Genomic DNA, 22,241 nt, shown 5'->3' on the forward strand with positions numbered 1-22,241 from the left:
AAGTATCTTTTACAGCTGGTCTTTTATCAACAATTCAGCCACCTGCACAGCATTGAGCGCGGCGCCTTTGCGTACGTTATCTGACGTCAGCCACAAATTAAGTTCCGACAGGTCGTCGACACCACTGCGAACCCGACCGACGTACACCACGTCCTGCCCTACCGCATCGCCCACTGCGGTCGGATAATCGCCGGCTTCAACCAGCTCGATACCGGGTGCATCTTCCAGCGCCGCGTTGACTTTCGCCAGGTCGACAGCGCTCCCTGACTGCAAGGTCACGCTAAAGCTATCGCCAAAAAACACCGGGGCTTGAATGCAAGTGACGGAAATCTTTAATTGAGGCCGCGCAATCACCTGACGCAACTCACGCACCAGACGTTTTTCCAGCAGCGTATGGCCCTGCTCATCCGGTTTGCCGACCTGAGCCAACAGGTTGAACGCCATCTGCCGATCGAAGAAAGTTGGCTCCAGCGGGCGCACATTGAGCAGCTCGGCGGTTTGCCGGGCCAGCTCCTTCACCGCTTCGCGACCTTGGGCGGAGACCGCCAGGCTGGCGGTGACGTTGACCCGTTGCAGGTCAATCACCGAAAGCAACGGCGCCAGTACCACGGCCAGAGTGGTGGCGGACGGGCTTGGGCTGCTGACCTGAAAGGGCTTTTTCAACGTCGCGAGGATTTCGGCATTGGCTTCAGGCACCACTTGCGGCGCCTGATCAGCCGACAAAGCGCCAGACAGGTCGATCACCGAGCAACCGGCAGCGGTCGCGCGGGAGGCGAAACTGAGGGTTACTGCCGGGCCGGCGGCGAAAAACACCAACTGGACTTTACTGAAATCGAACTCATCGACCTCTCGCACCCGTACGTTCTTGCCGCGAAACGGTACCGAATGACCGGCCGATTCGCTGCTCGCCAGCAGGTGCAAATCGGCGACCGGGAAGTCGCGCTCTTCAAGAATCTGCACGAGCGTTTCGCCGACAGTACCGGTGGCGCCGACGACGGCGATATCAAAGGACTGGCTCATGGTTCTACCTCAGGCGAAACGGGGGGAGCGGCACTTTACCGGGTGGTGGGGATACAGGCAATTCGACGCGCGAAACCTTGCAGCCGCTGCCGAAGGCTGCGTTCGAGGACGAAGTCCTCGCTTTGGGGATCCCCGATCATTCAGAAGAACCGCACACTCAGGTTTTACGACCGCTGCGCAGCCGAACGCAGGCTTCGCCAGTTGCTACAGGAATAAAAAAACCCGCACCTCTTTCAAGGCACGGGTTTCTTCATTACTTCAACCGATCAACGCTCAAGCAGAATCCGCAGCATGCGACGCAGCGGTTCGGCCGCGCCCCATAGCAGTTGGTCGCCGACGGTGAAAGCACCGACAAATTGCGAACCCATGTTCAGCTTGCGCAGACGGCCCACCGGCACGTTCAGGGTGCCAGTGACTTTCGTCGGGCTCAGTTCCTGAATGCTGATGTCGCGGTTGTTCGGTACCAGTTTGACCCAAGGGTTGTGCTGGCTGATCAGTCCTTCGATGTCGGCGATCGGCACGTCTTTGTTCAGTTTGATGGTCAGCGCCTGGCTGTGGCAACGCATGGCGCCGATGCGCACGCAGATACCGTCGACCGGAATCGGGCTCTTGAAGCGACCAAGGATCTTGTTGGTTTCGGCCTGAGCCTTCCACTCTTCACGGCTCTGACCGTTCGGCAGTTCCTTGTCGATCCATGGGATCAGGCTGCCGGCCAGTGGTACGCCGAAGTTTTCGGTCGGGTACGCTTCGCTGCGCATGGCTTCGGCCACACGACGGTCGATGTCGAGGATCGCGCTGGCCGGGTCGGCCAGTTGATCGGCAACAGCGGCGTGGGTCGCGCCCATTTGCTTGATCAGTTCACGCATGTTCTGCGCGCCGGCACCGGAGGCCGCCTGATAGGTCATGGCACTCATCCACTCGACCAGACCGGCTTCGAACAGACCGCCCAGGCCCATCAGCATCAGGCTGACGGTGCAGTTGCCGCCGATGTAGTTCTTGGTGCCCGCATCCAGCTGCTGGTCGATGACCTTGCGGTTGACCGGGTCCAGGACGATGACCGCGTCATCCTGCATGCGCAGGCTGGAAGCGGCGTCGATCCAGTAACCCTGCCAGCCGGCTTCACGCAGCTTGGGGAACACTTCGCTGGTGTAGTCGCCACCCTGGCAGGTCAGAATCACGTCAAGGGTTTTCAGCTCTTCAATGCTGTAAGCGTCCTTGAGCGGAGCAATGTCCTTGCCCACGGACGGGCCTTGGCCACCGACATTGGAAGTGGTGAAAAACACCGGCTCGATAAGATCGAAATCCTGCTCTTCCAGCATCCGCTGCATGAGCACGGAACCGACCATACCGCGCCAACCGATCAGACCTACACGTTTCATCGCAACTACACCTTCTTAAAAAGTGGGCCGCTGCTTTGTATTGAATTTCGCAGCGGGCCCGAGAGATTACAGATTCCGCAGCGCGGCGACTACTGCGTCACCCATTTCCTGCGTACCGACTTTAGTGCAACCTGCCGACCAGATGTCGCCCGTGCGCAGGCCTTGGTCCAGGACCAGGCTCACGGCTTTCTCGATGGCATCGGCTGCAGCCTGCTGGTTGAAGCTGTAACGCAACATCATCGACACCGACAAAATGGTCGCCAACGGGTTGGCGATGCCCTTGCCAGCGATGTCCGGCGCCGAACCGTGGCACGGCTCGTACATGCCCTTGTTGTTGGTGTCCAGGGACGCCGACGGCAGCATACCGATGGAACCGGTGAGCATCGAGGCCTGGTCGGACAGGATGTCGCCGAACATGTTGTCGGTGACGATCACGTCGAACTGCTTCGGTGCTCGCACCAGCTGCATGGCGGCGTTGTCGACGTACATGTGGCTCAGTTCGACTTGCGGGTAATCCTTGGCCACTTCCTCGACGATTTCACGCCACAGCTGGCTGGACGCCAATACGTTGGCCTTGTCCACCGAGCAGAGCTTTTTGCCGCGCACCATGGCCATGTCGAAGCCGACGCGGGCGATGCGGCGAATTTCGCTTTCGCTGTACGGCAGGGTGTCGTAGGACTGACGCTCGCCGTTTTCCAGGGTGCGGGTGCCGCGTGGTGCGCCGAAGTAAATACCACCGGTCAGCTCACGGACGATCAGGATGTCCAGGCCGGCGACGATTTCCGGCTTCAGGCTCGAAGCCTCGGCCAGTTGCGGGTACAGGATCGCCGGACGCAGGTTGCCGAACAGGCCCAGTTGCGCACGGATTTTCAACAGACCGCGCTCAGGGCGGATGTCACGCTCGATGGTGTCCCACTTCGGGCCGCCCACGGCACCCAGCAGCACAGCATCGGCGGCGCGGGCGCGCTCCAGGGTTTCGTCGGCCAATGGCACGCCGTGCTTGTCGATGGCAGCGCCGCCGATCACGTCGTGGCTCAGCTCGAAGCCCAGGGAGAACTTGTCGCTGGCCAATTCCAGCACCTTGACCGCTTCGGCCATGATTTCCGGGCCAATACCGTCACCTGGGAGAATCAGAATCTGCTTGCTCATGCTTTCCTCATGTCATCAGTCGGTGCGCCCCTTGGGCACACCCGGAAAAATTCTATCGCTCGGCCATCAGAACCAATACATCGGTACTGAACGAGCCATCAGCCTCAATCTCAAAATATTCGCGCACTTCGTTGCCCATCGACTGCTGCAGCTCGCGGATTGCCGCGCGCATCACTTCAGGTGTGCGCATGCGCTCGACCCAGGAGGTGTATTCCAGTCGCAGCCGTTGGCGCGTGGTGCTACGGGTATGCAACCCCGCTTCGCTGACCTGGCGCAACCACTCGCCGGCGGAATAATCGCGCACATGGCTGGTGTCGCGCAGCACTTCGACGCTTTGCAGGTAAGTGTCGAACAACGGACTGCCCGGTGACAACACGTCGATGAACGCCGCCACCCCACCCGGCTTCAGCACCCGCCGGACTTCGCGCAGCGCCAGACCGAGATCACTCCAATGGTGCGCCGAATAACGGCTGAACACGAAGTCGAACTCGCCATCGGCGAACGGCAGGCGCTCGGCGGCACCGAGGACCATCGATACATTGCTCAAGCCACGATCAACGGCAGCACCGGCGACCACGTCGAGCATTTGCTGCGACAGGTCGTAGGCCACCACTTCCTTGACCAGCGAAGCCACGTGAAAACTCACGTGACCGGCGCCGCAACCCAGGTCCAGTACCCGAGCATCGCCCTGCCCGGCCAGTTCGGCTTGTAGCAGCGCGAATTCGGTACCTTGAGCGTGAACGGCGCTGCTCAGGTAGGCCGAAGCCTGCTCACCGAATTGCTTTTGGACGACCTGGGTGTGCTGGGCGGTGCTGGTCATGGTCACTTCCTTTGATTTTGTGGTGCCAGTTCCGGCCTCATCGCGGGCAAGCCCGGCTCCCACAGGTTTTGTGTACACCGCAAGCCCCTGTGGGAGCGGGCTTGCCCGCGATGAGGCCAGCCCTATCTACATAACTCTCAGCCTAATCACGCGTCGCGAAACAACCAGGGCTGGCTCGCCCGGTGCTTGGCTTCAAACGTTGCAATTGCTTCATGGTCCTGCAACGTCAGGCCGATATCGTCCAGACCGTTCAACAGGCAATGCTTGCGGAACGCATCGATCTCAAAGTTATGCACCTTGCCATCCGGACGGGTCACCGTCTGGGCTTGCAGGTCGACCTGCAATTGATAGCCTGGATTCGCCTCAACCTGCTGGAACAGTTCATCAACCTCAGCGTCGCTCAAGATGATCGGCAGCAAGCCGTTCTTGAAACTGTTATTGAAGAAGATGTCGGCGTAGCTCGGCGCGATGATGCTGCGGAAACCGTATTCTTCCAGCGCCCACGGCGCGTGTTCACGACTGGAGCCGCAACCGAAGTTCTCACGGGCCAGCAATACGCTGGCGCCTTGATAACGTTCGGCGTTGAGGACGAAGTCCTTGTTCAGCGGACGCTTGGAGTTGTCCTGATACGGTTGCCCGACATCCAGGTAACGCCATTCATCGAACAGGTTCGGACCGAAACCGGTGCGCTTGATCGACTTCAAGAACTGCTTCGGGATGATCTGATCGGTGTCGACGTTGGCACGATCCAAAGGCGCGACAAGACCAGTGTGCTGGGTAAAAGCTTTCATGCTGCGCTCCTTTAGATCAATTCACGGACGTCGACGAAACGACCATTTACAGCAGCGGCGGCGGCCATTGCCGGGCTGACGAGGTGAGTACGACCACCGGCGCCCTGACGGCCTTCGAAGTTGCGGTTGGAGGTCGACGCGCAATGCTCGCCCGACTCCAAACGGTCCGGGTTCATCGCCAGGCACATCGAGCAACCCGGCTCGCGCCATTCAAAACCGGCTTCGAGGAAAATCTTGTCCAGTCCTTCGGCTTCGGCCTGCGCCTTCACCAGACCCGAGCCCGGCACGACGATGGCTTGCTTGATGGTCGACGCCACTTTGCGGCCCTTGGCGATGACGGCTGCGGCGCGCAAGTCTTCGATCCGCGAGTTCGTGCAGGAGCCGATGAACACGCGGTCCAGTTGAATGTCGGTGATCGCCTGATTGGCGGTCAAACCCATGTACTTCAAGGCGCGCACGATCGAATCGCGTTTGACCAGGTCCATTTCCTTCGCCGGGTCCGGCACGTTCTGATCCACGGCCAGGACCATTTCAGGCGAGGTGCCCCAGCTGACTTGCGGCTTGATCTGGGTCGCGTCGAGTTCAACGATGGTGTCGAACTTCGCATCCGCGTCAGACACCAGGTCTTTCCACGCTTCGACAGCCAAGTCCCATTCCGCGCCTTTCGGGGCGAATGGACGGCCCTTCACGTAAGCCACGGTTTTTTCGTCAGCCGCCACCAGACCTACGCGTGCGCCGGCCTCGATGGACATGTTGCAAATGGTCATGCGGCCTTCAACGGACAAGTCGCGAATTGCGCTACCGGCGAACTCGATGGCGTGGCCGTTACCGCCGGCGGTGCCGATCTTGCCGATCACGGCGAGGACGATGTCCTTGGCGGTCACGCCGAACGGCAATTTGCCTTCGACCGACACCAGCATGTTCTTCATTTTCTTGGCGACCAGGCACTGAGTGGCGAGCACGTGCTCGACCTCGGAAGTGCCGATACCGTGAGCCAGGGCACCGAACGCACCGTGGGTCGAGGTGTGGGAGTCGCCGCAAACCACGGTCATGCCCGGCAAGGTCGCGCCCTGCTCCGGGCCGATGACGTGAACGATGCCTTGGCGAATGTCGTTCATCTTGAATTCGACGATGCCGTATTCATCGCAGTTGTCGTCGAGGGTCTGAACCTGCAAACGCGAGACCTGGTCGACAATCGCTTCGATGCCGCCCTTGCGCTCCGGGGTTGTCGGTACGTTGTGGTCCGGGGTCGCGATGTTGGCATCGATGCGCCAAGGCTTGCGCCCGGCCAGACGCAGACCTTCAAAGGCTTGCGGCGAGGTCACTTCGTGGATGATGTGACGATCGATATAAATCAGCGCAGAGCCATCGTCGCGCTGTTTGACCAAATGCGAATCCCAGAGCTTGTCGTAGAGCGTTTTGCCGGCCATCAGACGGTTTCCTCATCAGCTTGTTTCTATGCCCCGGGCCGTTTGTATAACCCTTTGGCTTGTGAGGTCGATCCTAGGGGGTTACATTAAATAACTCAAATTCATATTTTTTATGCTTTGGATAACCAACTGGAATACCGCAATGGATCTGGCCAACCTCAATGCTTTTATCGCCATTGCCGAGACCGGCAGCTTCTCCGGCGCCGGCGAGCGGCTGCACCTGACACAACCCGCCATCAGCAAACGCATCGCCGGGCTGGAGCAGCAATTGAAGGTGCGCCTGTTTGATCGCCTCGGCCGTGAAGTCGGCCTGACCGAGGCCGGTCGCGCCCTGCTGCCTCGGGCCTATCAGATTTTGAATGTGCTGGACGACACCCGGCGCGCCCTGACCAATCTGACCGGCGAAGTGACCGGCCGCCTGACCCTGGCGACCAGTCACCACATCGGCCTGCACCGTTTGCCGCCCTTATTAAGGGAGTTCACCCGACGTTACCCACAAGTGGCGCTGGATATTCAGTTCCTCGATTCGGAAGTGGCCTACGAAGAAATCCTCCATGGCCGCGCGGAACTGGCGGTGATTACCTTGGCGCCGGAGCCCCATTCATTGGTCAAGGCAACACCGGTGTGGGACGACCCGCTGGATTTCGTGGTCGCCCCGGAGCATTCGCTTATCAGCAACGGCCCGGTCACCCTGGCCGACATTGCCCTGCACCCCGCCGTCTTCCCCGGCGGCAACACCTTTACTCATCACATCGTGCAGCGGTTATTTGAGGCGCAGGGCCTGACCCCGAACATCGCCATGAGCACGAATTATCTGGAAACGATCAAGATGATGGTCTCGATCGGCCTGGCCTGGAGCGTGTTGCCGCGTACGATGCTCGATGATCAGGTTGCGCGAATACCTTTGCCGGGCATACAACTGACTCGCCAGCTAGGCTATATCTTGCACACCGAAAGGACGCTATCGAATGCGGCAAGGGCTTTTATGGCTTTGCTGGATGCACAACTCGATTTGCCAGGGACTCAAGGCTAACGTGTGCTACGCCTATAGTGCTGCGAATTCCTGTGCCTAACGCCCATATCCGCCCAAGGCCTGCTGCCAATGCCGAAATCTGTTGACCGTGTTCCGCCGATGCCGCGTATCCAGGCGCTTGACCCAAAAAGGTCCGAACTGAGCTGGGAAAGCGCGCCACAATTGCTCGCCGCCCTCAACGGCGCTCGGCTGGGGGCCTGGTATTGGGACATCGAACGTGGGCAGATCAGCTGGTCGCGGGGGACTCAGGCGCTGTTTGGTTTCGATCCGCACGTGCCATTGCCCGAGGACCTGGAATACCTCGATTTGCTGCCGCCCGAAGACCGGGCGAAAACCGTTCGCGCATTCCATGCGGTGATTGCCGGCGCGCCGCTTGAGCAAGCGATGCATCACCGCATCCGCTGGCCCGACGGCAGCCTGCACTGGCTGGAAATCAGCGGCAGCCTGCTGCCGGATAAACACGGACGACCACGCATGATCGGGGTGATCCGTGAGATCACCCACCAGCGCCAGCGCGAACAAGCCCTGAGCAGTTCGGAAAAACGCTTCGCCACGCTGTTTCACCTGTGCCCGAACATGGTGTTGCTGACCCGCCAGGAAGACGGCCTGATCACCGAAGCCAACCAGTATTTCGAAAGCCTGTTCGGCTGGCCGGTGCAAAACGCGATAGGCCGCACCACGCTGGAACTGGGCCTGTGGGTGCACCCGGAGCAACGCGCCAAACTGGTCACGGCCACCAAGGCCAAAGGCGAGTTGATCAGCATGGAGGTGCAGTTTCGCGCCAGCAACGGGCAGGTCCTCGATGGCATCCTCAGCGCACAAAAAGTCGAACTCGAGGGCCAGCCGTATCTGCTGAGCACCTTCCTCGACACCACCGAGCGAAAAATCGCTGAACAAGCCCTCAAGGATAGCCAGGAACGTCTCGACCTCGCCCTCGACTCGGCGCAACTCGGCACCTGGGACTGGCACATCCCCAGCGGCATGCTCTACGGCTCGGCTCGAGCCGCCCAGTTGCACGGACTGGAAGCCAAGCCCTTCCATGAATCCTTCGAGGAATTTTTCGAAGGCGTGCCCGGCGAAGAACGCGACACCATGCGCGACGCCTACCGCAGCCTGCGCGAAGGCCCGGCCGGCAATTATCAGCTGACTTACCGCGTGCAACTGCCAGACGGCAGCTCGCGCTACCTGGAAAGCCGCGCCCGCCTCTACCGCGATGAAAACGGTTTCCCGTTGCGCATGGCCGGTACCCTCCTGGACATCACCGATCAGGTGGAGCGCGAGCAGCGGCTGGTGGCCTCCGAAGAAAAATTCGCCACGCTGTTCCAGGTCAGCCCGGACCCGATTTGCGTGACGCGCCAGGACACCGGCCAGTTCATCGAGATCAACTCCAGCTTCACCCAGACCTTCGGCTGGAGCGCCGCCGAAGTGATTGGCCGCAGCGCCGACGAAATCGGCCTGTGGGACGCCTCGGCGAAAAGCCTGCAACGGATCGAACAGGTCATCCGCGAACAAGGACTGAACAATGTCGCCATCATCGCCCAGCACAAGGACGGGCAATCGCTGACCTGCGTGATTTCCAGCCGCAAGATCAACGTCGATAACCAACCCTGCATCGTCACCACCTTGCGCGACATCACCCAGCAACAACGCTCCGAAGCGGCGCTCAAGGCCAGTGAAGAAAAGTTCGCCAAGGCGTTCCACTCCAGCCCCGACGCCATCACCATTACCGAGCGCGATACCGGGCGATATCTGGAGGTCAACGACGGCTTCTGCCGCCTGACTGGCTATCGTGCCCAGGAAGTGATCGGGCGCACGGTGTATCAAGTGGGCATCTGGGCCGAAGAGAAACAACGCTCAGCGTTGCTCGCCGAGCTACAGCTCAAGGGCCGCGTGCACCACCAGGAAATGCTCGGGCGCAATAAACGTGGGGAATTGCTGACCGTCGAAGTCTCGGTCGAGCCGATCACCCTCAACGAAACCGCCTGCCTGTTGCTGACCGCCCGCGATGTCAGCCTGCTGAAAAACGCCGAAGCGCAAATCCGTCATTTGGCCTACCACGACCCCCTGACCAACCTGCCCAACCGCGCGCTGCTGATGGATCGCCTGAGCCAGCAGATCGCCCTGCTCAAGCGCCACAGCCTGCGCGGTGCGCTGTTGTTCCTCGACCTCGATCACTTCAAGCACATCAACGACTCCCTCGGCCACCCGGTCGGCGATACCGTGCTGAAAATCATCACCGCGCGACTGGAAGCCAGCGTGCGCATGGAAGACACCGTGGCGCGGCTGGGCGGTGACGAATTTGTGGTGTTGCTCAGCGGCCTGGAAGGTTCGCGCAACGAAGTCAGCGCCCAGGTCCGGGAGCTGGCCGACACCTTGCGAGAACTGTTGTCGGAACCGATGTTCCTCGATGGCCAGCGCCTGCAAGTGACGCCGAGCATCGGCATCGCGCTGATTCCCGACCACGGTTCGACCCCGACTGACCTGCTCAAACGCGCTGACATCGCGCTGTACCGCGCCAAGGACTCGGGCCGCAACACCACGCAGATGTATCACAACACCATGCAAAAGGCCGCCAGCGAACGCCTGCGCATGGAAACCGACCTGCGCCTGGCGCTTTCTCGCGGCGAATTCCATGTGCATTACCAACCGCAAATCGACGCCCGGGGCAACCGCATTGTCGGCGCCGAAGCGCTGGTGCGCTGGGACCACCCCGAACTCGGGCCGCAATCACCGGCGGAGTTCATCAAGGTGCTGGAAGACAGCGGGCTGATTCTCGAAGTGGGCACCTGGATTCTTGACGAGGCTTGCGGGGCCTTCAAACAACTGGTCGCCAAAGGCCTGGTCAACCCGTTGAGCTTCAGCCTGTGCGTGAACATCAGTCCGAGGCAATTTCGCCAAACCGACTTCGTCGAACGCATCGAACACAGCCTCAGCAGCCACGGCCTGCCCTGCTCGCTGCTGAAACTGGAAATCACCGAAGGCATCGTCATCCAGAACCTGGAAGACACCATCAGCAAAATGCGCCGCCTGAAAAAACTCGGCGTGAGTTTCGCGATGGACGACTTCGGCACCGGCTACTCCTCGCTGACCTACCTCAAGCGTTTGCCGGTCGACACATTGAAGATCGATCAGTCGTTTATCCGTGACGCCACGACTGATCCGAACGACGCGGAGATCATCCGCGCGATTGTCGCCATGGCGCGGAGTCTGGAGCTGAAAGTGATTGCCGAAGGGGTGGAGACGGCGGAGCAACTGGAGTTTTTGCAGGGCTTGGGCTGCCATTTCTATCAGGGGTATTTACACAGCCGGCCGTTGCCGGTGGAAGCATTTCAAAAACTCCTGAAATAACCCGGCCTGCTACGGGGTATGTGTGATGTTTGGGCACAAAAAAGGGCGCCGCGAGGGCGCCCTTTTCGTTGCTCTGGCTTAGTGCTGCAGAGCCGGTTTTTGCGTCCCGTTAATCGGGATACGCTTGGCTTTCGCCTCTTCTGGAACGATGCGCACCAGGTCGATGCTCAACAGACCGTTACGCAGGTCAGCGGCCTTGATCTCGATGTGGTCCGCCAGGCGGAACGACAGCTTGAACGCACGTTGGGCGATGCCTTGGTGCAGGAAGGTCACGCTTTCGTTCGCTTCGCGTTTGCCGCCACTGATGGTCAGCACACCTTTCTCCACTTGCAGGTCCAGGTCTTCTTCCTGGAAACCGGCTGCGGCGACGACGATGCGGTATTGATCATCGCCGTGTTTTTCCACGTTGTAAGGTGGGTAGGTGCTGCCTGGCTCGTTGCGCAGGGCGGTTTCGAACAGGTCGTTGAAACGGTCGAAGCCTACCGAGGAACGGAACAGTGGGGCCAGGGAAAATGCAGTAGTCATGATTCAAATCTCCTGAAAACAACCAGCAAGGTTTTTTATCTCCGCGACCCGAATTCGGCATCGCGTAACCCTTAGATAGGGACCGTTGATTGCATTTCAAGAGACTTTTTTCAGATTTTTTTACGCCGCTTCGGCGACTGTCAGACCCAGCAAACGGGAAACCTGATCCAGCTCGGTTTCACGCCGCAACACAGTAAACAGCTCCACTGCTTCCGGATAATTGCGGGTCAGCATCGCCAACCATTGCTTGAGGCGGCCGGGAGATTGGCGGGGTGTCATCTGCGCCTTGGCTTGCAGCCAGAAGTCCTGGAGCAGCGGCAACAGCTCGGCCCAGGTCATCTCGACCACTTCTTCACCGGCACGCGCTGCCACGATTTGCCGGGCCAGGTCCGGGCGCGAGACCAGACCACGGCCGAGCATGATGTCTTCCACGCCGCTGATCTCGCGGCAACGACGCCAGTCTTCGACACTCCAGATGTCGCCATTGGCAAACACCGGCACCTTGACCACCTCTTGCACACGAGGAATCCACTCCCAATGCGCTGGCGGTTTGTAACCATCGGTTTTGGTCCGCGCATGCACCACGATGTGTGCTGCGCCGCCTTCAGCCAAGGCTGTGGCGCACACCAGCGAACCGTCCGGACTGTCGAAACCGAGGCGCATCTTGGCGGTCACCGGGATGTGCGCAGGCACCGCTCGACGCACGTGCTCGACGATTTCGTTGAGCAGTTCAGGCTCTTTGAGCAATACCGCGCCACCGCGAGACTTGTTGACGGTCTTGGCCGGGCAACCGAAGTTCAGGTCGATGACTTCAGAGCCCAACTCGCAGGCCAGCGCGGCGTTTTCCGCCAGGCACACGGGATCAGAACCGAGCAATTGCACACGCAGAGGCACGCCGGACGCGGTGCGGGCACCGGTCAGCAGCTCGGGACCGAACTTGTGGTAGTAGGCAGGCGTGAGCAACTGATCGTTGATCCGGATGAACTCGGTCACGCACCAATCGATACCGCCCACACGGGTCAGCACGTCCCGCAGGATGTTGTCGACCAACCCCTCCATGGGCGCCAAAGCAATTTGCATGAAAAACACACTCGACGAAAAACGTGCGGCAGTTTACTGGATTGCGCGGGGAATCGCAGATTCCTTGTAGGAGTGAGCCTGCTCGCGATGAACGATGACGCGGCGTACCGGGTAAACCGCGCCGCCTGAATCGCGAGCAGGCTCACTCCTGCATTAGATTTGGGTGGTATTTAATTCTTGCGACAATAACGCCGGGCCGTAGCCTTCAATGAACTCGGTCGGCATGCGTTTTGGCTTGCCGGTCGACAGTTCGATGCAGACGAACGTGGTTTGCGCGCGCAGCAGCGTGGTGTTGTCGCGCGGGCGCTTCAACTGGAAATGTCGGGTCATTTTCAGGCGCTGATCCCAATCGACGATCCAGGTCGCCAACTGCAATTCATCATCTTCGTAGGCGGCAGCCAGATAATCGATCTCGTGCCGCACCACCGCCATCGCCCGGTCCAGTCGCCGATATTCGACCAGATCAAGGCCCAGACGCTGCGAGTGGCGCCAGGCGCAACGCTCGAGCCATGTCACGTACACCGCATTATTGGCGTGACCCAGCCCGTCGATGTCCTCGGCGCCCACTTGCAGATCAATGATAAATGGCGTTGCCCGATCCCAGCTCATGCCCCACTCCCGGTCAGATAATGTCGACCGGGGCAGTGTAACGGATGCTTACGCCGATTGGCGCGAATGCAGGCTGCGACCGGCCAGGAGTGATAACACGCCATCAATGACCCGGGGATCGGCCAGTACCCGCTGATGACCGCCTTCTTCGAGACGCAGCAAGCGACTGTCAAACCAGGCCTCGTGGATCAGTTGCGATTCCTTGGCCGACACAAAGCGGTCATCTTCGGCATGGACGATCAGGCCTGGCATGTCGAGTTGATAGTGCGCTACGTCCAGCGCCGCTGCGCGCATGCCGACGTCTTTCTCGACCTGACGGATGAAGGCCGAACGCGCCTTCGGCGGCAGTCGCACGTACTTGGCAAAGCCGCGCAGCACGCCGAGAATTCGCGCCGGAGCGGCGATGGTGACCAGGGTTTCGGTACGCAAACCCAGTTGCACGGCGAGCATGGCACTGGCGCCGCCCATCGAATGACCAATGACCGCCTGCAGCGGCGGCAACTCGGCGGCAGCTTCGAGCATGGCCCGGGCAAACAGCACGACGTTCGCTTCTTCGCCCGGTGAACGACCATGGGCCGGACCGTCGAGGGCAACCACGCTGTAACCGGCATCGACGAGCGCAGTGATAATGCTGGCGAACTGCGTCGGCCGCCCTTCCCACCCGTGCATCAACAACACGGCAGGGCCTTGGCCCCAGCGCAGCGCCGAGAGCCCAAAGCGCAGCGTGATACGTTCGGACTTCGCCAGCAGCGGCAGTTCCCAGTCACGCGGAGGCAGTGCTCGCGGGCTCATGAATGCCAGTCGCATTCTGCTCGCGACCAGTTGTGGTGCGAACCAGCCCAAGGTGCCATTAACGCCACGAACCCACTTCAACGTGCTCATCGCTCTCACTCCTCAGGCCAATGCCTTCAGGTCACAGCACCGCCGACTTGGCGGCGCGCAGCAATCGATCGGACAACTCTCCTGGCCCCAGTGCGCGGGCCAGCGCCAAACCACCCACCATCAACGCCATGTCAGCGAGGGCTTTGTCGGTGTCTTCCGGGCTGGCCGCCAACTGCGCGACCATCATTTCCACATGCTCATTCAGTGCGACACGAAACGCGTCCGGCAGCCGCCCCAATTCGCCGACCGAAGCCGGAATCGGGCACGCCGACTCAGAAGAGTCACGGTGTTTACGCGACAGGTAAAACGCCGCCACCAAGGCGCGACGCTCTTCGCCAGTCAACTCGGCATCCATGTCGGCGATCATGCCTCGACGGTGACCGAGCAACTGCTGGAACGCTTCGAGCATCATTGCGTCCTTGCTTTCGAAGTGCGCATAAAAGCCGCCGACGGTCAGGCCGGCTGCGCCCATCACTTCGCCAACGCTCGGTTCTGCCGGGCCGCGCTGAATCAGCGCTGCGCTGGCAGCCTTGAGGATGCGTTCGCGGGTTTGAGCTTTTTTATCGTTCATCGTTGCCTCCGAATATTACGACTAGAATATTATTCTCATAATAATTTTTCGCAAGTCGTGGATGTGACCGCTGGTCTGAAGAACAGTTTGAAAGAAATTGGGGGATTTGGCCAAACGCCAGACAAACAAAAGGGCCATTCAATAATTGAATGACCCTTATAAAATCCCGCAGAGCGGGTAATCGTGGCGTCCCCTAGGGGACTCGAACCCCTGTTACCGCCGTGAAAGGGCGGTGTCCTAGGCCACTAGACGAAGGGGACGCAAAACCTTCTATACAACTGATCAGTGCTGAGAGCTGATCGATTCAAGGCCTGCGTGGCCAGACCTTGAACTGTAAAATTGGTGGAGCTAAACGGGATCGAACCGTTGACCTCTTGCATGCCATGCAAGCGCTCTCCCAGCTGAGCTATAGCCCCGGATTTTTCGCCTCGCGGCGGAGCGACATCTTGCAACATCGCTTCTGTAAAACTGGCGTCCCCTAGGGGACTCGAACCCCTGTTACCGCCGTGAAAGGGCGGTGTCCTAGGCCACTAGACGAAGGGGACGCAAACCCTTCTATACAACAGATCAACGCTGAGTGTTGATCGCTTCAAGGCCGGTGTGGCCAGACCTTGAAGTGTAAATTGGTGGAGCTAGACGGGATCGAACCGTCGACCTCTTGCATGCCATGCAAGCGCTCTCCCAGCTGAGCTATAGCCCCTCATCGCTGAGGACGGGGCGAATCTTAATGGCGGATCGAAAAGCTGTCAAACTTATTTTTAAAATATTTCAAAGTTTTTTGCCGACATAACAATCACTTACCGCCCTCCCCCCTAAATCCGGGGGTGTATCCGCTCCTGTAGTAGCTGCCGCAGACTGTGTTCGAGTGCGCAGCGCTCGCCATCCCATTGGGTGGCGGCCCTCAAGGGCCGCTCCGCAGCCCGACGCAGCCTTCGGCAGCTGCTACAGGTGAACGTCATCAATTACGCGTGAACGCCGAAGAGCGAGTCTGTCAGGCGATGTTGCCCAAGAGTTTTTCCCATTCCTTGTTTTCTTTCTTCGACACGCCGCCCAGCAGGTCAATTGCCTGACGCAAACGGAAACGAGTCAGGTCCGGACCGAGGATTTCCATCGCATCCAGCACCGACACCGAGCTGGCTTGGCCAGTGATCGCGGCAAACATCAACGGCATGGCGTCACGCAGCTTCAGCTCCAGCGATTCAACCACCGCCTGAATCGTCGCAGTGATGCTGTCCTTCTCCCACTGACGCAGGCTTTCCAGCTTCCACAGGATCAACTGCATCAACTGACGCACCTGATCGCCCGAAAGCTTCTTGGATTCGAACAGCTTGGCATCCGGATTCACGCCACCGGCAAAGAAGAACCCGGCCAGCGGAGCCACCTGGCTGAAAGTTTCAACCCGGCCCTGAACGTGCGGCGCGATCTTCATCATGTACTCAGGGTTCAGCGCCCAGGTCTGCAGGCGCGCAGCGAACTCTTCCACCGGCAGGTCACGCAGCCACTGGCCGTTGAGCCAGGACAGTTTCTCGATGTCGAAAATCGGCCCGCCCAGCGACACACGGCTCAGGTCGAAGTGATCGACCATTTCCTGCAACGAGAACTTCTCGCGCTCGTCCGGCATCGACCAGCCCATGCGCCCCAGGTAGTTGAGCATCGCTTCCGGCATGAAGCCCATGCGCTCGTAGAACGTCACCGAGGTCGGGTTCTTGCGCTTGGACAGCTTGCTCTTGTCCGGGTTACGCAGCAGCGGCATGTAGCACAGCTCCGGTTGTTCCCAGCCGAAGTACTCGTAAAGCAGGATCAGTTTAGGCGCCGACGGCAGCCACTCTTCGCCGCGCAGGACGTGGGTGATGCCCATCAGGTGGTCGTCGACCACGTTGGCCAGGAAGTACGTCGGCAAGCCGTCGGTCTTCATCAGCACTTGCATGTCCATGCGATCCCACGGGATCTCGACATCGCCACGCAGCATGTCCGGCACCACGCACACGCCTTCGCTCGGCACTTTCATGCGGATCACGTGAGGTTCGCCAGCGGCCAGGCGGCGCGCGACTTCTTCCTTGGACAGCAACAGCGCACGGCCGTCGTAACGCGGGGTTTCGCCGCGAGCCATTTGCTCGGCGCGCATCTGGTCCAGCTCTTCGGCGGTGCAGAAGCACGGGAAGGCATGGCCCATTTCAACCAGTTGCTGGCAATACTTCTGATAAATATCGCCGCGCTCGCTCTGCCGGTATGGACCGTGCGGGCCACCGACGTCCGGGCCTTCGCTCCAGTCGATGCCCAACCAGCGCAGGGCGTCGAAAATCTGCTGTTCGGACTCGCGGGTCGAACGCAATTGGTCGGTGTCTTCGATCCGCAGGATGAACTCACCGCCATGCTGCTTGGCAAAGCAGTAGTTGAACAAAGCGATGTAAGCGGTACCTACGTGGGGGTCCCCGGTAGGCGATGGCGCGATGCGCGTGCGGACGGTGGTCATGGCAAGTCTCGAATGAAGATAAAACAAAGGGCGAATGGTAACAGGCGATACCCGCCCGGCTCCAGTGAGCAGGGCATTTAAGCCAAGTTTGCGCCTACAACGCGCGTATACCCTGGTGAATGGCCGAATATCAGCCGATGGCATTTACCGCTTGTCGGCTGTATGACAGATTCACCAGCTGTTAACTTTCCTTACAATTTCTCGACTACAGTCTGCCCCATGCCTGCCCAACTCAAGCGTCGCCTGTTTATTTTCCTGTTGATTGTCCTGCTGATTGCCGGGGGCTTCTTTGCCCAGTGGTTCTTCAAGGGACGGTTTTATGAAAGCACCGACAACGCCTATGTCCAGGGCGAGATCACCCGTGTCTCGAGCCAGTTGGGCGCGCGCATCGACCAGGTGCTGGTGCACGACAACGAGCACGTCGAGAAAGGCCAGTTGCTGATCAAGCTCGAAGGCGCCGATTTCGACCTCGCCGTCGACCGCGCCAACGCGACCCTCGCCACCCGTCAGGCCGAACGCCTGCAAGCGCAAAGCAAACTGACCCAGCAATCCAGCCTGATCGCCGCCAGCGAAGCGCAAGTGGCATCCAGCCAGGCCAGCCTCGGCCGCTCGCTCATCGATTTGACCCGCGCCCAGACCTTGCGCAAACCCGGCTACATCTCGGAAGAACGGGTGACCACCCTGTCCGCCGACAACCACATCGCCCGCTCGCAAGTGGCCAAGGCCCAGGCCGACGCTCAAGGCCAGCGCCAGCAGGTCAACGCCCTGAATGCCGAGATCAAGCGCCTCGACGCACAGATCGCCAACGCCAAGGCCGACCTGGCGCAAGCCGAACTGAACCTGACCCGCAGCGAAATCCACGCGCCGATCAGCGGCCTGATTGGCCAGCGCGCCGCCCGCGAGGGCCAAGTGGTGCAGGCCGGCGCGTATTTGCTGTCGATCGTCCCGGACCAGGACATCTGGATTCAGGCCAACTTCAAGGAAACCCAGATTGGCCACATGCAGCCCGGCCAGAGCGCCGAGCTGACCTTCGACGCCTACAGCGACACGCCGATCAAGGCCCGCGTCGACAGCCTGTTCGCCGCGTCGGGCGCGCAGTTCAGCCTGTTGCCACCGGACAATGCCACGGGCAACTTCACCAAAGTCGTACAACGGATTCCGGTAAAACTGACGTTCGACGCGGACAATCCGCTGCGCGGCAAGATCCGCCCGGGCATGTCAGTCACCGCCAAAGTGAACATCAAAGACGCCCCTGACGATGGCCGGTGATCAACTGATCCGCCCGGCCGGCGAACCGACCCGGCGGGACTGGATCGCGGTCATGAGCGTGATGCTCGGCGCCTTCATGGCCGTGCTCGACATCCAGATCACCAACTCGTCGCTCAAGGATATTCAGGGCGCCCTGTCGGCCACCCTGGAAGAAGGCTCGTGGATTTCCACCTCGTACCTGGTAGCGGAAATCATCATGATTCCGCTGACCGCCTGGCTGGTGCAGTTGCTGTCGGCGCGGCGACTGGCGGTGTGGGTGTCATTGGGTTTCCTCGCCTCCTCGCTGCTGTGCTCCATGGCGTGGAGCCTGGAAAGCATGATCGTCTTTCGCGCCATGCAGGGCTTCACTGGTGGCGCACTGATCCCGCTGGCATTCACCCTGACGCTGATCAAACTCCCGGAGCATCACCGCGCCAAAGGCATGGCCATGTTCGCCATGACTGCCACCTTCGCGCCCTCGATCGGCCCGACGCTGGGCGGCTGGCTGACCGAGAATTGGGGTTGGGAATACATCTTCTACATCAACGTGCCCCCAGGCCTGATCATGATTGCGGGCCTGATGTACGGCCTGGAGAAGAAGGAAGCGCACTGGGAATTGCTGAAAAGCACCGATTACATGGGCATTCTCACCCTCGGCGTCGGGCTCGGTTGTTTGCAGGTATTTCTGGAGGAAGGCCATCGCAAGGACTGGCTGGAGTCGAACCTGATCGTGACCCTGGGCAGCATTGCGCTGATCAGCCTGATCACCTTTGTGATTGTGCAGTTTTCCAAACCCAACCCGCTGATCAACCTCGGCATCCTGCGCAACCGCAACTTTGGCCTGTCGAGTATTTCCAGCCTGGGGATGGGGGTCGGGTTGTATGGCTCGATTTACCTGTTGCCGCTGTACCTGGCGCAGATCCAGAACTACAACGCCCTGCAGATCGGCGAAGTGATCATGTGGATGGGCGTGCCGCAGCTGTTTCTGATTCCGCTGGTGCCCAAATTGATGAAGTACATTTCGCCGAAATGGCTGTGCACGCTGGGATTTGGACTGTTCGGGCTGGCGAGTTTTTCATCGGGGGTACTGAACCCGGACTTCGCCGGACCGCAATTCAATCAGATCCAGATCATCCGCGCGCTCGGTCAGCCATTGATCATGGTCACCATTTCGCTGATCGCCACCGCATACATCCTGCCGCAGGACGCGGGTTCGGCGTCGAGCCTGTTCAACATCCTGCGCAACCTCGGCGGTGCGATTGGCATCGCCCTCCTCGCCACCCTGCTGGATGCGCGAACAAAGACCTACTTTGATTATTTGCGTGAAGCCATCGTGCCGAGCAATCCGCAGGTGGCCGAGCGACTGGCGTCGATGGCAGACCGACTGGGCAATGAGACGGCGGCGCTGGGGAAAATCAGTGAGATTGCGCATCAGCAGGCGTCAATCATGGCCTACAACGATGCGTTTCACTTTGTCGGGATTGCGTTGGGGGTGAGCATGCTGGCGATCTTGTTGACCAAGAAATTGCCGGAGGGGATTAAGGCTGGGGAAGCACACTGAGAGCGAGGCGCAAGCATCGCGAGCAAGCTCGGCTCCTACCGCAGGAACCGAGCTTGATCGCGATGGCGGCATGACAGGCGCTGCAAATATCAGACAGTGATCAACCGCTCCCGCAACTTGCCAATCTCATCGCGCATCTGCGCCGCCGCTTCAAACTCCAGATCACGCGCCAACGCGTACATCTTCTCTTCCAGGGCTTTAATCCGCTTGGCGATCTCACCCGGCGAGCGCAATTGCGCTTCGTACTTGGCGCTCTCTTCTGCAGCCTTGGCCATGCCTTTGCGCTTCTTGCTGCGCGAGCCCGGCACAGTGGCGCCTTCCATGATGTCGGCGACGTCCTTGAACACGCCCTTCGGCGTGATGCCGTTGGCCAGGTTGAAGGCGATCTGTTTGTCGCGACGACGCTCGGTTTCGCCGATCGCCCGCTCCATGGAGCCGGTGATGCGATCTGCATACAAAATCGCCCGACCGTTGAGGTTACGCGCCGCCCGGCCGATGGTCTGGATCAGCGAACGCTCGGAGCGCAGGAAGCCTTCCTTGTCCGCATCGAGAATCGCCACCAGCGACACTTCCGGCATGTCCAGGCCTTCACGCAGCAGGTTGATCCCCACCAGCACATCGAACGTACCGAGGCGCAAATCGCGAATGATTTCGACCCGCTCCACGGTGTCGATGTCCGAGTGCAGGTAACGCACGCGAACGCCGTGGTCGGCCAGGTAATCGGTCAAGTCTTCGGACATGCGCTTGGTCAGGGTCGTGACCAGCACCCGCTCTTCGAGCGCGACGCGCTTGCCGATTTCCGAGAGCAAGTCGTCGACCTGAGTCAGCGCCGGACGGATTTCGATCTGAGGATCGACCAGCCCCGTCGGACGCACCAGTTGCTCAACGACACGCCCCGCATGTTCCGCCTCGTAATTGCCGGGCGTCGCCGAGACAAAAATCGTCTGCGGGCTGATGCTTTCGAATTCGTCGAAACGCATCGGCCGGTTATCCAGCGCCGACGGCAGACGGAAACCGTATTCCACCAGCGTCTCTTTACGCGAACGGTCGCCCTTATACATGGCGCCGACCTGCGGCACGCTGACGTGGGATTCGTCGATTACCAGCAAGGCGTCGGCCGGCAGGTAGTCGAACAACGTGGGTGGCGCCTGGCCCGATTCACGGCCGGACAGGTAGCGCGAGTAGTTTTCGATACCGTTGCAATAACCCAGTTCGAGAATCATCTCCAGATCGAAGCGCGTACGTTGCTCAAGACGCTGAGCCTCGACAAGCTTGTTGTTGGTGCGCAGGTAATCCAGACGCTCCTGCAACTCGACCTTGATCCCTTCGACGGCACCCAGCAGGGTTTCTCGTGGCGTCACGTAGTGGCTTTTCGGATAAAACGTGAAGCGCGGCAGTTTGCGAATCACTTCGCCGGTCAGCGGATCGAAGGCGGACAGGCTTTCCACTTCGTCATCGAACAGCTCGATGCGGATCGCTTCGAAATCGGATTCCGCCGGGTGGATATCGATCACATCGCCACGCACCCGGAAGGTTGCACGGGCGAAATCCATGTCGTTGCGGGTGTATTGCAGGTCCGCCAGGCGACGCAGCAAGGCACGCTGATCGAGTTTGTCGCCGCGATCCACGTGCAACACCATCTTCAAATAGGTTTCCGGGCTGCCCAGACCGTAGATGCACGACACGGTGGTGACGATGATCGCGTCTTTGCGCTCCAGCAACGCCTTGGTCGCGGACAGGCGCATCTGCTCGATGTGGTCGTTGATCGAGGCATCCTTCTCGATGAAGGTGTCGGACGACGGTACGTAGGCTTCGGGCTGGTAGTAGTCGTAGTAGGAAACGAAGTATTCGACGGCGTTGTTCGGGAAGAACGCCTTGAACTCGCCGTATAACTGCGCGGCCAGGGTCTTGTTCGGCGCCAGCACCAGGGTCGGACGCTGCACTTGCGCGATCACGTTGGCGATGCTGAAGGTCTTGCCGGAACCGGTCACACCGAGCAACGTCTGGTGCGCCAGCCCGGCTTCGATACCCTCGACCATCAGGCGGATGGCTTCCGGCTGATCGCCGGCGGGCTCGAAGCGGGTGACTAGCTGGAATTCAGACATTCAATACCCCTGGGGTCGCGCCTGACCGGTCAAACCGGACAGCAACGAGAAAGACCGCAAACGACCGACGTCGCCCGAGGAAAAAACTGGATTGTGCTCAATGTGGAGTCGATTGCCTGCTCTTTCAAGGCAAACGTCCTACATCCCGTGAATCCTTTGACGACGGCAATCGACTAACGGTCGAAAAATAATCGGAAAAACTTAGCGGAAAAGCCGA

General features: G+C 59.9%; 17 protein-coding genes and 4 tRNA genes. 4 read left to right on the top strand and 17 right to left on the bottom strand.

Annotated features, from left to right (window positions below):
• Window positions 1-9: 9 nt before the first annotated feature.
• From H8F22_RS03765 to leuC, 6 genes are all read right to left on the bottom strand, one after another.
• Window positions 10-1,020 (bottom strand): aspartate-semialdehyde dehydrogenase, encoded by a 1,011-nt coding sequence (locus H8F22_RS03765; RefSeq protein WP_194939770.1) that lies wholly within the window; start codon window positions 1,018-1,020, stop codon window positions 10-12.
• Between the two features lie 266 nt (window positions 1,021-1,286).
• Window positions 1,287-2,399, bottom strand: a complete 1,113-nt coding sequence (gene asd / locus H8F22_RS03770) for an aspartate-semialdehyde dehydrogenase (RefSeq protein WP_027921588.1) — start codon at window positions 2,397-2,399, stop codon at window positions 1,287-1,289.
• Between the two features lie 66 nt (window positions 2,400-2,465).
• On the bottom strand, window positions 2,466-3,548 hold the full coding sequence (gene leuB / locus H8F22_RS03775) for a 3-isopropylmalate dehydrogenase (RefSeq protein ID WP_194939771.1): 1,083 nt from the start codon (window positions 3,546-3,548) through the stop codon (window positions 2,466-2,468).
• A gap of 52 nt (window positions 3,549-3,600) precedes the next feature.
• Window positions 3,601-4,368: a class I SAM-dependent methyltransferase gene (locus tag H8F22_RS03780; protein ID WP_194939772.1), complete on the bottom strand. Its 768-nt coding sequence runs from the start codon at window positions 4,366-4,368 to the stop codon at window positions 3,601-3,603.
• Window positions 4,369-4,514: 146 nt separating this feature from the next.
• Window positions 4,515-5,159, bottom strand: a complete 645-nt coding sequence (leuD, locus tag H8F22_RS03785; RefSeq protein ID WP_027921591.1) for a 3-isopropylmalate dehydratase small subunit — start codon at window positions 5,157-5,159, stop codon at window positions 4,515-4,517.
• Window positions 5,160-5,170: 11 nt separating this feature from the next.
• Window positions 5,171-6,589, bottom strand: coding sequence for a 3-isopropylmalate dehydratase large subunit (leuC, locus tag H8F22_RS03790; protein ID WP_027921592.1), 1,419 nt, complete (start codon window positions 6,587-6,589; stop codon window positions 5,171-5,173).
• A 142-nt stretch (window positions 6,590-6,731) separates the two neighbouring features.
• Between leuC and H8F22_RS03795 the strand changes: the two genes are divergently transcribed.
• Window positions 6,732-7,622, top strand: a complete 891-nt coding sequence (locus tag H8F22_RS03795; RefSeq protein ID WP_027921593.1) for a LysR family transcriptional regulator — start codon at window positions 6,732-6,734, stop codon at window positions 7,620-7,622.
• Between the two features lie 69 nt (window positions 7,623-7,691).
• Window positions 7,692-10,970, top strand: coding sequence for a sensor domain-containing protein (locus tag H8F22_RS03800; protein ID WP_059181211.1), 3,279 nt, complete (start codon window positions 7,692-7,694; stop codon window positions 10,968-10,970).
• A gap of 78 nt (window positions 10,971-11,048) precedes the next feature.
• Here H8F22_RS03800 and H8F22_RS03805 read toward each other — a convergent pair whose 3' ends face one another.
• The 10 genes from H8F22_RS03805 to gltX form a co-directional block, all read right to left on the bottom strand.
• On the bottom strand, window positions 11,049-11,495 hold the full coding sequence (locus H8F22_RS03805; protein ID WP_007943514.1) for an Hsp20 family protein: 447 nt from the start codon (window positions 11,493-11,495) through the stop codon (window positions 11,049-11,051).
• A 120-nt stretch (window positions 11,496-11,615) separates the two neighbouring features.
• Window positions 11,616-12,575 (bottom strand): tRNA dihydrouridine synthase, encoded by a 960-nt coding sequence (locus tag H8F22_RS03810; protein WP_027921595.1) that lies wholly within the window; start codon window positions 12,573-12,575, stop codon window positions 11,616-11,618.
• Between the two features lie 153 nt (window positions 12,576-12,728).
• On the bottom strand, window positions 12,729-13,184 hold the full coding sequence (locus H8F22_RS03815) for an acyl-CoA thioesterase (RefSeq protein WP_027921596.1): 456 nt from the start codon (window positions 13,182-13,184) through the stop codon (window positions 12,729-12,731).
• 48 nt (window positions 13,185-13,232) lie between these two features.
• The gene (locus tag H8F22_RS03820) at window positions 13,233-14,066 is read right to left on the bottom strand and encodes an alpha/beta fold hydrolase (protein WP_059181212.1); all 834 of its coding nucleotides are present in this window, start codon (window positions 14,064-14,066) and stop codon (window positions 13,233-13,235) included.
• A 31-nt stretch (window positions 14,067-14,097) separates the two neighbouring features.
• On the bottom strand, window positions 14,098-14,637 hold the full coding sequence (locus H8F22_RS03825) for a TetR/AcrR family transcriptional regulator (protein WP_027921598.1): 540 nt from the start codon (window positions 14,635-14,637) through the stop codon (window positions 14,098-14,100).
• 184 nt (window positions 14,638-14,821) lie between these two features.
• Window positions 14,822-14,897 (bottom strand) — tRNA-Glu (locus tag H8F22_RS03830).
• Between the two features lie 80 nt (window positions 14,898-14,977).
• Window positions 14,978-15,053 (bottom strand) — tRNA-Ala (locus H8F22_RS03835).
• Window positions 15,054-15,106: 53 nt separating this feature from the next.
• Window positions 15,107-15,182 (bottom strand) — tRNA-Glu (locus H8F22_RS03840).
• Window positions 15,183-15,261: 79 nt separating this feature from the next.
• Window positions 15,262-15,337 (bottom strand) — tRNA-Ala (locus tag H8F22_RS03845).
• Window positions 15,338-15,628: 291 nt separating this feature from the next.
• Complete coding sequence (gene gltX, locus H8F22_RS03850; RefSeq protein WP_027921599.1) at window positions 15,629-17,110, bottom strand: glutamate--tRNA ligase; 1,482 nt, start codon at window positions 17,108-17,110, stop codon at window positions 15,629-15,631.
• A 219-nt stretch (window positions 17,111-17,329) separates the two neighbouring features.
• Here gltX and H8F22_RS03855 point away from each other — a divergent pair, with 219 nt between their 5' ends.
• Both H8F22_RS03855 and H8F22_RS03860 read left to right on the top strand, forming a co-directional pair.
• Window positions 17,330-18,379, top strand: coding sequence for an HlyD family secretion protein (locus H8F22_RS03855; protein ID WP_027921600.1), 1,050 nt, complete (start codon window positions 17,330-17,332; stop codon window positions 18,377-18,379).
• Entirely contained in the window at window positions 18,369-19,919 is a 1,551-nt protein-coding gene (locus tag H8F22_RS03860) for an MDR family MFS transporter (protein WP_027921601.1), read from the top strand. The genes H8F22_RS03855 and H8F22_RS03860 overlap by 11 nt, the downstream gene beginning before the upstream one ends.
• A gap of 89 nt (window positions 19,920-20,008) precedes the next feature.
• Here the strand turns inward: H8F22_RS03860 and uvrB are convergent, their stop codons facing one another.
• Window positions 20,009-22,024, bottom strand: a complete 2,016-nt coding sequence (uvrB, locus tag H8F22_RS03865) for an excinuclease ABC subunit UvrB (RefSeq protein WP_027921602.1) — start codon at window positions 22,022-22,024, stop codon at window positions 20,009-20,011.
• Window positions 22,025-22,241 lie beyond the last annotated feature (217 nt).

It is taken from the genome of Pseudomonas mucoides (genome assembly GCF_015461845.1).
Classification (GTDB): Bacteria; Pseudomonadota; Gammaproteobacteria; order Pseudomonadales; family Pseudomonadaceae; genus Aquipseudomonas; species Aquipseudomonas mucoides.